Consider the following 14,683-nt stretch of genomic DNA (forward strand, 5'->3'; position numbering starts at 1 on the left):
TCTGATTCTAAGAAACATTAGTGATTAATTTTTTGTCTTGATTGATAAAGTTCATCCACCAATGGTGTATATAATAAAGAGAAAGTATAAACACGCATGAAAAGTAAATATGCTCCGATGTCCACAATAGTGGGACACTCGAACTAAAATGACTAATTGTTTCCACATATACTATGTAAACGACTAAAGATATAAATGCTATCAATAAAGAAGCGACAGTATGACCTATTCCCGAAACTGCACTAAAAAATACGAATGTAGGTACAGCAATCAAGTAAGAAGTCAGCATAACCTTTAATGTAGGGATAGCCTCAAACACCAATATTGTATTGTCACTATAAATCCGCAAAACAGATGAAGGGAAAAACAGAAACAGTAACATTATCGGTAAAATAGTCATATAACATAAGAATATTACTTTTTTACACACATATAGAATAGAGCTACTTTTATTCTCTCCTATGAGATTTCCAACCAAAGAACTAACAACAGATGCAAAAGCTTGTACGAAAAGAAAAAGAAAGGACGAAATATTTCTCACAATATTCGTAATAGCTAATGCCCTCTCCCCAAAATGCTCTATTGTAATGAAGAAAACGAACCAACTGCCAAATACTAATCCATGCTGTAACATCATCCAAATAGAAATAGATAGTATCTTTTTTAATATTGTACAATCTATGGTTATTCGCCTTTTTAATCCATATTTGCAAGAACTTACGTTCTTTTGGGTATATATGATAAAATGAATTACCGCAACCGCTTCGGAAATGACTGACGCTATGGCTGCTCCAGAAATGCCTAATGCGGGAATACCTAATGCTCCAAATATTAAGATATAATTCAGAATAACATTAATTGCTACCATAGTTATGGAATTGAGCATTAATGCGGAAGTGTGTATTATTCCGATATAGAAAGCTCTAAACATGATAATTGTAAAAGAAAAAAAGAAACCATAGATTCTCCAATCAAGATATTGCAAAACTGCTTGGAGTACAGATTCAGAATCTATAATCGATTTTAATATAATTGGTGAAATTATAGAAGAAAGCAATATTACTATTGCTGCGATTATCAGCAAAAACAATATGCCTTGTGAGAGAATTTTTCCAGTTTCTTTATACTGTTGGTTCCCATTATATTGGGCTATTAAGATTTGCGCTCCTATGCTGAACCCAAATCCAATCATGTATATAATCATATAATAAGTACCAGCTATAGCTGATGCAGCCAATTCGGTTTCTCCAACTCTTCCTAAATAGGCTGTATCGGTAAAACCTATCAAGTATTCCATTAATAAACTAACCAATACAGGCAGACTGGTTTTATAAATTGATATATAGGTAATATTCATACTCATTTCATTTATCCGGCAAAGTTACTTAACTTGGTTCGTATCAAATTGTATAAAAACGACATGGATGTTTTTATATGACATCCAAGAAGCAAATACGATACTTACAAGATATTAGCAACCGTTTCTTGACAATTTCACGTTGGTTCAAAAAAGGATGAAAATGATATGAACTATAAATTACTGTATTCCAATATGTAGAAGTACCATGTTCACCCCAATATGGTATTTTCTTTTTATGGTGAAATATACTTTGAAAATGACATTTTTGGGAAGCTTTTACGCCGATATTCCCCTAAAATAGCTTCAAAAAAAGTAATACCATGATAGGTACAACCATGACTTTTAGGTTATTTCTTCTTCTGAACTTTGCGGAAAATCAATAAGTTAGCAATATGGAGATTATAACATTCGAGTCCAAAGCCTACAAGGAACTGGACAATAAGATTACCGCCATTGCAAACTTCATCTTCAACCAGTTGGACGAAAGCAGGACGAATGAGGATGAAATTTGGGTGGACAGTTACGAGGTTTGCACCTTTCTTCAAATCAGCGACCGTACCCTGCAACGCTTACGGGCTAATGGAACTATCGCCTATTCCAATATTGGAGGGCGTTGTTATTACAAGATAGGCGAGTTGAAACGCCTGTTGGAAGAACGGCTGATAAAAAGCAATGATGAATGTATGCGTAATTTAGTTGCAAATCACGAGGCTTATGTTAAGGAAAGACGAAATTCTAAGCAGGACAAATAGCGGATTGTCCGTGTTCAAGCACTATCTACCCGGCAACTGGCGCATTGGTCGGAATTTTCTTAATCCGTTTTATCTGGATAAGAAAGCATCGTGCAACATCTACTTCGACCGCCATAGCGGTATGTATAAGATGAAGGACTTCGGTAACGACAATTACAGCGGCGACTGCTTTTTCTTTGTGGGGCAGCTGAAGGGATTGGATTGCAACCGTGCGGCTGACTTCGTGGAGATACTGGAGATTATCGACCGGGATTTGGGATTGGGACTGGTGGCAGGAACTCCGATAGCCATTCCGACAACAACAAACAATCGGACAGTACCGGACAAAACCGAAGAAGCACCCGAAAAGCCCGTCAAGCCCTACCAGTTCCGGGAACAAAAATTCCCGCTTGCCGAACTGGTGTATTGGCAGCAGTACGGCATCACGCCCGAACTGCTGGAACGTTACAAGGTCTGCTCGCTCCGGGAATACGACAGCGAAACGGCAGAGGGCAAACCGTACACCTACACTTCATCGGTGGCAGAACCCATGTACGGCTACAAGGGCAAACAGTACATCAAGCTGTACCGCCCGTTCTCCACGCCCCGCTTCCTCTACGGCGGCAGTTTCGGCGAGAACTACTGTTTCGGGCTGGAGCAACTGCCAGCCAAAGGCGATACGCTATTCATCACGGGCGGCGAGAAAGACGTGCTTTCGCTGGCGGCACACGGTTTTCACGCTATCTGTTTCAACAGCGAAACGGTGACGATACCGCCCACGCTGGTCTATCGGCTGACGTTCCGCTTTAAGCATATCATTCTGCTTTTCGATATGGACAAGACGGGCAGGGAAAGTTCATGCAAGCAGGAAAAACTATTGGAAGAATTTGGAGTGAAACGCCTGCTCCTGCCGCTTCCGGGTACGAAAGAGGAAAAGGACATTTCCGACTACTTCAAAGCCGGGAACACCCGTGAAGATTTCCTGAAACTGTTTATCGAATTTTTAGACAACCTGTATAGCGACACATTGATTATGCTAAAATCATGCGAGATAGATTTCAATAACCCACCCGCCAAAGCGCAGGTTATCATTTCGGCGGGCGATGTTCCATTGGGAACGCAAGGCAACCTGTTCGGCATCACCGGGGGCGAGGGAACGGGAAAGAGCAACTATGTAGCCGCAATCGTGGCGGGCTGCATCTGCCCGGCTGGTACGGAAACTGATACACTGGGCATACAGGTAACGACCAACGGCAGGCACAAGGCGGTCTTGCTCTATGACACCGAACAGTCGGAAGTGCAGCTGTTCAAGAATGTAAGCAACCTGCTGGCAAGAGCCAAACAGCAGGACAAACCGGAAGAACTGAAAGCGTTCTGCCTGACGGGTATGTCCCGCAAGGAGCGTTTACACGCCATTGTGCAGAGCATGGATAAGTTCTACTACCAGTACGGTGGCATCCAGTTGGTTGTCATTGACGGCATCGCCGACCTTGTAAAGAGTGCCAATGATGAAGCGGAAAGCGTGGCGGTGATAGATGAACTCTATCGGTTGGCAGGCATCTATAACACGTGTATTCTGTGTGTGCTGCACTTCGTCCCTAATGGATTAAAGTTACGTGGGCATTTGGGCAGCGAACTGCAACGCAAGGCGGCTACTATCCTTTCAATAGAGAAAGACGAAGAACCCACGCAGTCGGTGGTGAAAGCCCTGAAAGTGCGTGACGGTAGTCCGCTGGACGTTCCGCTGATGCTCTTTGCGTGGGACAAGAAAGCCGGGATGCACGTGTACAAGGGGGAAAAGCCCCGTGAGGAAAAGGAGAAGCGCAAGGAAAGGGAACTGGTGAACGTAGCCCGTGACATCTTCGGGCGGCAGACACATATCACCTATATAGACCTTTGCGAACAGTTGCAGCAGGTCTTGGACGTAAAGGAGCGTACCGCAAAGAGTTATATCCGCTTCATGCGTGAACGGGACATTATCGTTAAAGACCCGGCAAACCAAAGTTATTTTATGATAGGTCTTATTTAATCCGGTAACATTATGTATATAGATAAAGAAAACTTCGTGGCATGGATGGAGCGTATCATGGACAGGTTCGATATGCAGGAAAGGAAGATAGACCGTCTGTTAAGTGAACACAATTACCTGAACGGTGAAAAACTGCTTGACAATCAGGATTTGTGCTTTATGCTGAAAGTAAGCACCAAGACCTTGCAGCGTTACCGCAAGAAAGGCATATTGCCCTATATCATGCTGGACGGGAAATATTTCTACCGGGCAAGCGACATACACAGGCTAATCCGTGAACGGATAGATTAAACATATTACAAATAGAGCGTTTATGCTTTCCGTTATCCTGCCGTGTAATTATGATATGGCAGGATTTCATTGATTTGCAAGGTTATTTCATTGATTTTCGCTACCTTTGCAAAAGTAAATAAGAGAATAAGCGGCGATTGAACGGCTTCGGTCGTGATTTCGTCTTTATATATAACATATTCGTTCGCCGAATATCTCACTACGAAAACTGGCACTTTTCAAAAATGACGAGATTTCAGCGCAATGTCTATGCTATGCTTCGTCATAGCGTGGGCTTGCCTGTTTCGTCATTTAGGTATGCCAGTACCTCGTAGTGGAGCAGTGTAAGTTCACGCTTCTTTTTTGAGGTATTAGCGGACGGTTTGAAATAGATTATCAACTGTTTAACACCTGATAGGATGAAACAAATTAAAGCGCACATCGCCGTATCTCTTGACGGACATACCGCCACACCGGATTATGAACTGGACTGGCTACCCCGTGAAATAAAAAATATCGTCAGTAAACAATACTTGGAAGCGGATTGCCTGCTTATGGGGGCGAACACTTACAATTACATCTTTGAACACTGGGGCGGGTGGCCGCACAAAAGCAAGCGGTCTTTTGTGGTGTCACACTACGACACCAATGTTACGCCGGACTGCGGCGTGGAGTTCCTGACCGAAGAACCGCTGCAAAGGGTCTATGAACTGAAACAGGAAACCGATATATTAGTGGTGGGCGGTGGCAGGTTGCTTACTTCGCTGATAAAAGCCGGACTGTTGGATAGCCTGACTATCTACACCGTCCCCGTCATGGTGGGCAAGGGCATCGGTTTCATCGGGGAAACATTAGGCTTGGAATGGAAACTGTCGGAAAGCGGGGTACTGGACGGCGGGATTGTTCGCTCCACCTACCTGTTTGACGGGCATTTGTAAAAAATGCGCCCGGTTTCCCTCCGGGCGCAACCACTAAAATTTCAATTATCATAAGTGGCAAAACCTATCACAATGAAATTTCAGCGGTAAAGATAGGCTATTTCTTCGGTTTTCCTTTCTTTCCGGGAAATGAAAAGGCGACATTGAACTGTTCGTCCAGCACCAGCGAAGCATCGAAAGCCTTGCCGTTCTTGCCCTTGAAGCCCTTGATTAGCCCGGTCTTGCGTTTCGTCACCAGCTCGACAATCTGTTTGTCGGAAAGCTGCTTGTCGCACTTGTTGCGGAATATGGTAAGCGTACAGTCCACGTTGGAACACTTCGCCACTTTCGGGTAGAACAGGATGCGCCCGTTATTGCATTTGGGGCAGGGACAGGTTTCACTGCCTGCAACAGATAATTGTACCGAAAGCAGTTCCGCCGTGATTTGGGCGGCGTACACCTCGATACCCTTTCGGAACGTGTCGGCATCCATGTTTCCCGCTTCTATCTTGGAAAGGGCGGTTTCCCACATACCCGTCATTTCGACATCGGCAATCTTCTTGTCCTTGACAATCCTGTAAACGGCAAGCCCCTTGTCGGTGGGTACAAGGTTCTTCTTATCACGCACGATGTACTGGCGGGTGAACAGCGTTTCGATAATCGCCGCACGGGTGGCGGGTGTACCTATCCCGGCATCTTTCAAGCTGGCTTTCAGTTCGGCATCTTCCAGTTCCTTGCCTGCGTTTTCCATTGCGGCAAGCAGGCTGCTTTCCGTGTGCAGCGATTTCGGCTTGGTCTGTTTCTCCAACAGTTCCACGTTGGAAATAGGCAGGTTTTCGCCCTTTTGGAGTGGCGGCAGGCTGGCGGTTTCTTCATCCTCTCCCGTTTCCTGCTCGCTGAATACGGCACGCCACCCGGCTTCTTTCATCACCGACCCTTTCACCGTGAAGTCGGTATCTCCGGCAGACAGCACAGCGGTGGTTACGTCTTTCACGCACCTGCCCGAAAAGGCTTCCAGCATACGCCCGGCTACCAGTTCGTAAACCGCCCGTTCGTCTTTGGAGAGTTCACCGGGCAGGTTTTCAGTCACGATTAAGGCGTGGTGGTCGGTCACTTTGCCGTCATTCACGCTGCGGCGGTTCAGCGTTACGCCGTTCAACCCGGCGGTATACCCGGCAAAGCGGGGGTACTGCCCCAGCAGGGCGACACGTTCCGGCATTTCATCGAAAACGTCCTCCGGGATATAGCGGCTCCCGGTTCGGGGGTATGACATCACTTTCTTTTCGTACAGGCTTTGCGCTATGGAAAGGGTCTTGTCCGCCGAAAAGTTCAGTTTCGTGTTCGCTTCCTTTTGTAGCGTGGTAAGGTCATACAAAAGGGGCGGTTCTTGGCTGGTTTCTTTCCTTTCAACGGACTTCACCGCAAGCTGCCCGGCATCCTTTACCCGTTGCAGGGCGGCTATGGCTTCGGGCTGCTGCTCCCACTTGGCGGTAGATTGGGCGGTGAAACTGATTCTACCGCTGGCGGTATCGGCTTTGAGTTGCCAAAACTTGGTCGGGACAAAGTTCTTGTTTTCCAAATAGCGGCTGCATATCATCACGAGCGTGGGTGCCTGCACCCTACCCAGTGAGAACACGCCCTGCCCGGCTGCCACGCTCAACGCTTGGGTGGCGTTTATCCCTATCAGCCAGTCGGCTTCGCTGCGGGACTTGGCAGAAAGGTAGAGGTTATCGTAACGCTCTCCCGGCTGCAAGTTGTCCAGCCCCTCACGGATTGCCCTGTCGGTAAGGCTGCTTATCCACAGGCGTACAAAGGGCTTGGTACAGCCTAAATAGTTATAGATGTAGCGGTGTATCAATTCGCCCTCACGTCCGGCATCGGTTGCTACAATAATCTTGTCGCACTGGTCGAATACCTCTTTAATCACTTTCAACTGTTTCAACACACCGGGGTCTGCCTTGTAGCCTTTCTCGGCTTTCACCTGACGGGGGATTAGCTGGAAATCGGGCGGCAGTATGGGCAGGTTCTCCCTGCGGAAGTTCGCCACGCCGTAGGCTTCCGGCATGGCAAGCTGGATTAAGTGGCCGAACGCCCATGTCACCATATACCCGTTGCCGGAAAGATAACCGTCATTCTTCTGTGTCGCCCCGATGATGCGGGCGATGTCTTTTGCCACGCTGGGCTTCTCTGCTATCAATGCAATCATAATTCTTTACTTTTTAAGGGAGGGTACTACATTTTCATTCCTTTGGACTTTTTGGGCTTGTCCGCTTTCAGGCTCTTGTCTTGCGCCTTGTCCTGCTTCTCTTTCTGCTTGGCGGTAGGCTTTTGCTGCCCCTGTTTCAACGGCTCTTTGCCCTGCTTGGTGGCTTCGTTGGTCTTGCCCTCTGTATTGACCGCTACCTGTGTCCGGATCTCGGCGGCGGGGGTAACGTCTTTCGGCTGCACCTTGTCGGGTGATTTGCCCTGTGCGCCGGACTGCACATGACCGTTGAACTCAACGCCCTGCCCGTCCTTTAGTCCGGCTACCTGCTGCTCTCCCTGCTGCAAGAACTGGACGGCGGCACGGGGCAGGAACTCCAAGCCACGCTCCACTGCGCTGACCTGTAGATAGGCACTGCGCTTCGTGCCGTCCCTGAATTGCAGGTTTTCCATTTTGACCGCTTGCCCGGCTTCAAAGGCGGCTTTCTGTTCTGGGCTGACTTTCACGTTACAGATTGTATCGGGGCATTTCCATTTGTCTGCCCGCATGTATTCCAGTTCGTGCGTGTACCTGTCCCGGCTGACGAACACGGGGATTTGTTCGCCGCTTTTCGGGTCTTTGATTTGTGCGATGCCGCCCAAGTTGCCAGTACCCTGCAAGTTGCCCTGTTCCTGCTTGGTGAAGTCGTGTCCGTTGTACGGGCGTTGCAACAACTTTTCATCCATTTGTACGCCGTGCAGCTTGGGTACTACCGTACCGTCCTTTGCCTGATAGAAAGAGAGCTTGACATCGGTAGGTTTGAGGTAAAAGCCGCCTACCGTCCCCGAAACGGTGTAAGTGTTGCGGGACTTGTAGCCACGCATCACCCGGTCGAAGTCTTTCGTGTTTTTCAGGGTGTCGGCGGTGATGCCGACTTTTTTCAGGTTCTCCCAGTCGATTTTTGCCGGGTCGAAGCGGTAGCCCTGCTTGAACTCGTGGAAGTCGGGCTTCGGCACTCGAAGCATTTCAGCCAGCTTGTCGCCCTCCGGGGTAGGGTTGCGGTGGTTGTCCTCGATTGCCTTTGCGTTCTGCTCCACTTCGGAAGCCTTGACACTGAAAAGTTCCAGCCCGGAAGTGTCCTGAAACTTGCGGAAGAAATTGGAAAGGAAGTTGCTGAGCACATCGCTGTTCTTGTCCACCTGCATGAACTCGCCGCCGTGTGTCGGCGGCACGGTCTGCAAATTGCCCTCCTTGTCGATACCCTTGACGGCACTCACCTTGCCCTGCTGTTTATCCAAGACCAGCAGCACGTCTTTTTCCTGCCCCTCTGCGGGCGGGGTCATTCTGTTTGCCATAAATAATTGAAATTTTAGTGGTTACGGGAATAGTCCCGCCCAAAGATAGCCACTAAATATGCTATATTTGGATAGGTGGAAAGGAGTGTCCGCATTTGTCCTGCGCTGTCCCGATTTGTCCGGGTAGGATGAATTACTGCAATTAATGGTTGCAGAATTGGAAACAGGCATAAAAAAAGAGCAAGTTAATCACTCTCTTTAGATGAGCCATTTGTGAAACGTTTATGAAACGTTTGTGATTTTAGCAAACGCCTTATAATAAGCTGTATATAAAAATAAAAGCTAAAAAACAGCTTATTTTTGGAGCGTTTGTGAAGCGTTTGGCAAACCTTTGATTGAGTTTCCGTTATTCTTCTATTATCAGGTGACACTATAAAAAGAAAACATCTTCGGTAAAATATTTGTTATGTTTTTGCAGGTAATTACATAATATGTTATCTTTGCAAATAGAAATAAAGGACATAAATATGGCTTCATTCAGAAAAGAGATACTTGGACAGATTGAACGGATAGATGCCGGGCGTATCTTCACGTTCCGGGATTTGTCATTCGATACGGGAAAGACTGCCAATGTTGCGGTATTGCTCTCCGAGCAGAGCCGAAAAGGGGTATTGGTACGGATTGAAAAAGGGGCGTACTACCGTCCCAAGAAATCAGTGCTGGGACTGGGAAAGCTGCCCGTCTATCAGGATGAACAGTTCCGTTACCTGACGGAAAAACTGAATGGCTATATCACGGGGGCTTACGTCTATAACAAAATGGGGCTGACCGAACAGGTTGCCACTACCATAACGATAGCCACTCCCAACCCAGTACGCCGTTTCCGTTTCAGGAACTTGGATATAGAATGCGTGAAAGCCTACTGCACGGATTACCCGGATGATAGCCTTGTGCCGTACTTGCGGTTGCTCGATGCGATAAAGGACATGAAGCACATACCCGGAACAACCGGGCAGGACATTTACAACCGGCTCAAAAGCCTATATTTCAACGAATACAGCCTGCCGGAACTGGAAAAAATCGTATCTTTGGCGAAAAATTACCCGCCACGTGTCAGAAAGGTGGTTGCAGACATACTGGGCGACATCAGGCAAACCGTATTGCAAACGGAAATGGCAAAGACACTTCTTCCCACGACACGGTTCAACTTGGATTATAAAACGGCATAAGACAAATATATATGGATTTACATTCAGACAAGGAAGCATTCAAGGAAATCATCGCACTGGCGGCTGAACATTTCGGTTACGAACAGTCGCACGTGGAAAAGGATTACTGGGTATCGAAGATACTGCGGGATATTTCCCTGTCCGAATATGCGGATAAGACCTACTTTAAGGGCGGGACTTCGCTTTCCAAAGCATATGGGCTGATAGAACGCTTCTCGGAAGATTTGGACTTGTTCGTGTTCACGGGTGATAAAGGTGCGTCCAAGCAGGCGGAAAAGACATTGAACAAGAAACTTTCCAAATACATAGCTGAACTTAACAGTGACATATACAAGGAAGATTTGTCGGAAACGGGCGGTAATTACCGTAAACTGTATTTCTCGTATGACAATGTATTTCAGGGCGTTGGTCTGAAAGAACATTTGGAAGTAGAAATAAAGTCTTGTGACCTGCCGGACAAAAAACTGATGTTCTACCCGGCGGACAAGCGCATTATCAAACCGATTGTGACAGCCTTTCTTGAAAGCATCGGGCAAAAGGAACTGATAAGCACCTACGGGCTGGAAAGTTTTGAAACGCAGTGCATCAATCCCCGAAAGACTATCTGCGACAAGGTTTCAAGGTTAGTAAAATTATCTTATAATGAGGATGCCGCCGCATTATTGGCAAAGCATATCCGTGACGTTTACGACTTGTCGGCACTCTACCACAATCAGGAATATAACGATTACCTACATTCGGAAGATTTCTTGGATGCCATGTACCGAGTGACGATAGAGGACGGACTAAACAAAAACTCCCGTTCGCACTTGTCGCTGGCTGATGCACCGATATTCAAGGATGCCGAAGCGGTCATGGCATTGCCCGAAGTGGCTACGGCATACACTACCGATTTGAAGAAACTGACCTTTGACAAAAGCAATATGCCGCCGATAGGCAAAGCTGTGGAAGCATTGAAGAACCTGCACGAAATATTGGTGCGTTTTGAAGCCTACCGAATAAAGCAACAAAGCAAAGAATAGCCGTTGATTAATATAAAAATAAACGAAATAATTGTATGATTTTCAAAGAAATAAGAGAACGATTAACTGGTATAAGTTGCCCTGTTTTCGGTATATCTTGGAATCCGTCTGAAACAGAACGTACAAAAGCAATTAAGATTATACGTTTTTTAGAAGACAGAAGAGTATTATATAATCCTTATGAACAAGAATGTCCTGACCATTGTATTCATTCAATAATTGAAATCAGACATTTTTTAACAGATAAGATACAAGATATATCATCAGAAACCAATCTTTATAATTACATAAAAGCAATGCGTATTGCATGTAGGAAGTTCTTAAATCAATATGCTAATGAGAATAATAAGGTGCATTTTTATTTGCACAATTATGATTGTATAAGTAGCTGGAAATTTAATTCTACATTAGGCGAATTAAGAGGTACATTTGGTATTATGTTGGCGCAAATGGCTGTGGCTTATGGGATAGATATTGAGAATGAATTAGCTTCGATATTACCTGAAAAAGATAGCGAGGAATAATGTTCCTCGCCGTTTATTCTTCATCCCTTATCAAATGGCATAGCTCCGGGTCATTCTTGATTCGGGTTATCTCGTCCTCGACAATCTGCCAGACTTCCTGACGGATGCGGTCGTAGTTAGCTTGTATCTCTTCCTGCATCCGGTCGTTGCCGTCCTTGTCGGTGAAGTCGATTATTTGCGGCAACTTCACGTAGCGGGCGGTTTCCCGCTTCACCTTTTCATTGTCCACCACAATTTCACAGTGGAAAATCTTCTGCTCTATCCGTTCATCGAAGTTGTCCGCTACCGCCCCCACGAACATGCCTTGCGTGAGGTTGGATATTTTGCTGGCAGGTATCAGGCTGTCCATTTGGGTGCTTATCGAGGTGGACTTCTCCCGCTGGTTTATCGTCATGCTCTGCCGTTTCTGCAACACCTTTCCGAAACGCTCCGACAGTATTTTTGCCGTTTCACCGACTACCTGACCGCTAAACACGTTACCCACAGTATTTTGGATTACTTTGCTTTCCTTGTCCCCGTAGTCACGGGTAAGCTGGCTGTAATCCTGAAAGCCCAGCAGCACCGCCACTTTATTGCTTCGTGCCGTAGCAATCAAATTATCAAGCCCACGAAAATATATGGTCGGTAGTTCATCTATTATCACCGAACTTTTAAGCTGACCTTTCTTGTTTATCAGCTTCACTATTCTGCTGTTGTATAATCCCAGTGCCGCTGAATAGATGTTCTGACGGTCAGGGTTGTTGCCGACAACCAGTATTTTAGGCTCTTTGGGGTTGTTAATGTCCAATGAAAAATCATCGCCAGTCATTACCCAATAAAGGGCGGGTGAAATCATCCTTGAAAGCGGGATTTTCGCACTGGCAATCTGCCCCTGCAACTGTTCATTAGCTTCAGATTCCCAAGCGTCCACGAACGGGGAAAGATAATTTTCCAGTTCGGGGTAGCTGCGCAAAATCGTGAATACATCGGCGTATTTCTTGTTCAACAGTTCTATGGCATGGGGGAACGTGCAATACTTACCGCCCTGATAAATACGGAGATACCAAATTATAGCCGCCAAAAGAATAATCGGGCTTTCCACGAAAAAGTCGCCCTGTTTGCTTATCCAGCTTCGATTGAGGTTAAGCATAATCGTATAGCTGGCTTCGTAGGCATCCGCAATATCCGACATGAAGCTGGCGTTTATCGGGTTGCATCGGTGGCTCTTGCGGGGGTCGTCAAAATTGATAATGTAAAACTTAGGCTTGACCTTGTAACCGTCCAAGTGGTTAAGCAGATGATTGTAAGCGATTTCTGACAGGTCGGGAAACTTGTAATCATAACAATAGAGTGCAAAACCTTTCTCGATTTGCTGTTTTATGTAGCTGTTTACCACGGCATACGACTTGCCGCTGCCCGGTGTTCCCAGTACAAGGCTGGCACGGAACGGGTTTACAACATTTATCCAGCCATTATTCCACTTCTTGTTATAATAAAACCGGGTCGGCAGGTTTACGGAATACTCGTTCTCGATAAGCCTTGTTTCCTGCTGAAAACTTTCGTTCTCCATGTTAAAGACATCTTCCATAAGGTTGTTCTTCAAAAGCCGGGACATCCATGTACCCGCCATGAGCATACAGATATATCCCACCGACAGCGTGGCGATATAAAACACCGTACCTGCCGTGTGTGGCAGGGGAAGTTCCAGCAGCCACCAGTTCAGGAAGAACAGCACGACACCCGCCGCAAGGCTGCAATGTATCTTCGTCCACGTTATCTTTTCCTCTTTCACACCCTTAGTACCGATGCACGACAAGGCAAGGAACACCACGGAGAAAAGTTTCGTCCAGAGAACGGACGAGAACAGCCCGGTGGTGCGCTGGAAGTTCCACAGTATCTTGTCTATCACCTCAAAGGTCACTCCCCACTCTTTCAGGGTGGAGTAACAGAACCAGTACACGTTTATTCCCACGAATAGAATACTGATAGCCCGCATAAAGTCCATGACCCTTGCAAGCCCTCTCAAATCATCTTCTTGCTGCATGATTGTAATGTTTTTTAAGTTAGTCGATGCGCCTTGTGCGCTTCTTTTTCTTCTTCTTTCTCTTTTGACTGATGGTATCTTGTGGCTCGTCACCAGCGGATGAACCGCCGCCCAACAAACCGCCGAAAGCACCCAGCACGGATGCCATACCCGAAACGATGTCGGCTTTCGGTGTGAAGCTCGGCTGTTCCTGATGCGTGGATTGTTCCTGCCGTGGTACTGCCATTTCAGGCTGGTGCATATTTTCTGTTTCCCCCGAAAAGCGTTCGTTGAACACGTTCGCCGAATACTCCTTGCCCAATCGTGAACCGTTCAGCACCACCCGGCTGTCGTGGTCGATGAACGTAACGCCATAGATGCGCCCGCTGTCGTTCTGACGGAATACCACGTCAATGCCCTGTTTCTTTAGCTGCTGTTCCAGTTCCTTGCGGCTGCGGGCGGTCTGCATGGTGGCGGCTACAATTTTCCGGGTGCGCTCTTTCAGTTTTCTATCCTTAATCACCTCGCCCGATTTCTCCATTCTGCGCTGCACCGCTTCATAGCCCACCGACTTGCCGATGCGGGATGCCTTTACCGGATTGCCCACCTTTTCGCCCTTGTCGTTCATGGCGGAATAGACAATGCCCTGATAAGGCTTGCCGTTTATCTCTCCCTTGACTTCCTCGGCACATATATTGTAGGAAGCAAGCAAAGCCTTGTACTCCCCGAACGACTGGAAGCGGTAGCCGTAGCAAGCCGCTTTCACGGTATTGCCGATTTGGTGCTTCACGTCCCCGGCGGTGTAGTCCACCTTTTTAAGTTCCGGGCGTTCGGCACGTTCCTTTCGCTCTGCCGGGTGAAGCCCGTATTTCTTTTCCAGCTCACGGGTGATTTGCTTGCTGCGCCGATGCTCGAACTTGTCGTTCAGCGGTCTGCCGCTTTCGTCCACCCGCAAGCCAACGATGTGGATATGGTGGCGGTCGATGTCCTCGTGTTTATAGACCAAATAAGGCTGGTCGCCATAACCCAACTTCCGCATATACTCCCGTGCGATGTCGGAAAGCTGTTGGTCGGTCAGCACGTCTTCCGGGTGCGGGTTTATGGAAATATGAAGTATCGGCT

Annotated in this window: 12 protein-coding genes; 7 read left to right on the forward strand and 5 right to left on the reverse strand. The window is 46.9% G+C overall.

The features are described 5' to 3' along the window. Window positions 1–7 precede the first annotated feature (7 nt). Window positions 8–1,357 (reverse strand): MATE family efflux transporter, encoded by a 1,350-nt coding sequence (locus QYT14_RS13265; RefSeq protein ID WP_008772027.1) that lies wholly within the window; start codon window positions 1,355–1,357, stop codon window positions 8–10. A 395-nt stretch (window positions 1,358–1,752) separates the two neighbouring features. Here QYT14_RS13265 and QYT14_RS13270 point away from each other — a divergent pair, with 395 nt between their 5' ends. From QYT14_RS13270 to QYT14_RS13285, 4 genes are all read left to right on the forward strand, one after another. After that, window positions 1,753–2,112 (forward strand): helix-turn-helix domain-containing protein, encoded by a 360-nt coding sequence (locus QYT14_RS13270; protein ID WP_044270597.1) that lies wholly within the window; start codon window positions 1,753–1,755, stop codon window positions 2,110–2,112. Next, entirely contained in the window at window positions 2,075–4,120 is a 2,046-nt protein-coding gene (locus tag QYT14_RS13275; RefSeq protein WP_008772025.1) for an AAA family ATPase, read from the forward strand. The genes QYT14_RS13270 and QYT14_RS13275 overlap by 38 nt, the downstream gene beginning before the upstream one ends. 12 nt (window positions 4,121–4,132) lie before the next feature. Beyond that, complete coding sequence (locus QYT14_RS13280; RefSeq protein WP_008772024.1) at window positions 4,133–4,411, forward strand: helix-turn-helix domain-containing protein; 279 nt, start codon at window positions 4,133–4,135, stop codon at window positions 4,409–4,411. A 398-nt stretch (window positions 4,412–4,809) separates the two neighbouring features. After that, window positions 4,810–5,328 carry a dihydrofolate reductase family protein gene (locus QYT14_RS13285; protein ID WP_008772023.1) on the forward strand — a complete coding sequence of 173 codons (519 nt, stop codon included), beginning with the start codon at window positions 4,810–4,812 and terminating at the stop codon, window positions 5,326–5,328. 97 nt (window positions 5,329–5,425) lie between these two features. Here QYT14_RS13285 and QYT14_RS13290 read toward each other — a convergent pair whose 3' ends face one another. Together QYT14_RS13290 and QYT14_RS13295 are read right to left on the reverse strand one after the other, a co-directional pair. Then, the gene (locus QYT14_RS13290) at window positions 5,426–7,513 is read right to left on the reverse strand and encodes a type IA DNA topoisomerase (RefSeq protein ID WP_008772022.1); all 2,088 of its coding nucleotides are present in this window, start codon (window positions 7,511–7,513) and stop codon (window positions 5,426–5,428) included. A gap of 26 nt (window positions 7,514–7,539) precedes the next feature. Then, a complete protein-coding gene (locus QYT14_RS13295) occupies window positions 7,540–8,844 on the reverse strand; it encodes a DUF4099 domain-containing protein (RefSeq protein ID WP_289826365.1) in 1,305 nt (434 codons plus the stop codon). A 467-nt stretch (window positions 8,845–9,311) separates the two neighbouring features. Between QYT14_RS13295 and QYT14_RS13300 the strand changes: the two genes are divergently transcribed. From QYT14_RS13300 to QYT14_RS13310, 3 genes are read left to right on the forward strand one after another with little or no spacing between them, the layout of a single operon-like run. Continuing rightward, the gene (locus tag QYT14_RS13300) at window positions 9,312–10,013 is read left to right on the forward strand and encodes a DUF6088 family protein (RefSeq protein WP_008772019.1); all 702 of its coding nucleotides are present in this window, start codon (window positions 9,312–9,314) and stop codon (window positions 10,011–10,013) included. Between the two features lie 11 nt (window positions 10,014–10,024). Then, window positions 10,025–11,035 (forward strand): nucleotidyl transferase AbiEii/AbiGii toxin family protein, encoded by a 1,011-nt coding sequence (locus tag QYT14_RS13305; protein WP_008772018.1) that lies wholly within the window; start codon window positions 10,025–10,027, stop codon window positions 11,033–11,035. A 35-nt stretch (window positions 11,036–11,070) separates the two neighbouring features. Then, on the forward strand, window positions 11,071–11,559 hold the full coding sequence (locus QYT14_RS13310; protein WP_008772017.1) for a DUF6650 family protein: 489 nt from the start codon (window positions 11,071–11,073) through the stop codon (window positions 11,557–11,559). A gap of 13 nt (window positions 11,560–11,572) precedes the next feature. Here the strand turns inward: QYT14_RS13310 and mobC are convergent, their stop codons facing one another. Together mobC and mobB are read right to left on the reverse strand one after the other, a co-directional pair. Beyond that, window positions 11,573–13,582, reverse strand: coding sequence for a conjugal transfer protein MobC (gene mobC, locus QYT14_RS13315; RefSeq protein ID WP_008772016.1), 2,010 nt, complete (start codon window positions 13,580–13,582; stop codon window positions 11,573–11,575). Window positions 13,583–13,601: 19 nt separating this feature from the next. Further along, the coding region (mobB, locus tag QYT14_RS13320) for a conjugal transfer protein MobB (protein WP_289826370.1) at window positions 13,602–14,683 on the reverse strand (1,082 nt) is incomplete at its 5' end.

The organism is uncultured Phocaeicola sp. (assembly GCF_948499155.1).
GTDB classification, from domain to species: domain Bacteria; phylum Bacteroidota; class Bacteroidia; order Bacteroidales; family Bacteroidaceae; genus Phocaeicola; species Phocaeicola faecalis.

Coding starts and splice junctions, on each gene's coding strand:
- QYT14_RS13265 (WP_008772027.1), bottom strand. CDS start 1,357: ATGAATATTACCTATATATCAATTTATAAAACCAGTCTGCCTGTATTG.
- QYT14_RS13270 (WP_044270597.1), top strand. CDS start 1,753: ATGGAGATTATAACATTCGAGTCCAAAGCCTACAAGGAACTGGACAAT.
- QYT14_RS13275 (WP_008772025.1), top strand. CDS start 2,075: ATGTTAAGGAAAGACGAAATTCTAAGCAGGACAAATAGCGGATTGTCC.
- QYT14_RS13280 (WP_008772024.1), top strand. CDS start 4,133: ATGTATATAGATAAAGAAAACTTCGTGGCATGGATGGAGCGTATCATG.
- QYT14_RS13285 (WP_008772023.1), top strand. CDS start 4,810: ATGAAACAAATTAAAGCGCACATCGCCGTATCTCTTGACGGACATACC.
- QYT14_RS13290 (WP_008772022.1), bottom strand. CDS start 7,513: ATGATTGCATTGATAGCAGAGAAGCCCAGCGTGGCAAAAGACATCGCC.
- QYT14_RS13295 (WP_289826365.1), bottom strand. CDS start 8,844: ATGGCAAACAGAATGACCCCGCCCGCAGAGGGGCAGGAAAAAGACGTG.
- QYT14_RS13300 (WP_008772019.1), top strand. CDS start 9,312: ATGGCTTCATTCAGAAAAGAGATACTTGGACAGATTGAACGGATAGAT.
- QYT14_RS13305 (WP_008772018.1), top strand. CDS start 10,025: ATGGATTTACATTCAGACAAGGAAGCATTCAAGGAAATCATCGCACTG.
- QYT14_RS13310 (WP_008772017.1), top strand. CDS start 11,071: ATGATTTTCAAAGAAATAAGAGAACGATTAACTGGTATAAGTTGCCCT.
- mobC (WP_008772016.1), bottom strand. CDS start 13,582: ATGCAGCAAGAAGATGATTTGAGAGGGCTTGCAAGGGTCATGGACTTT.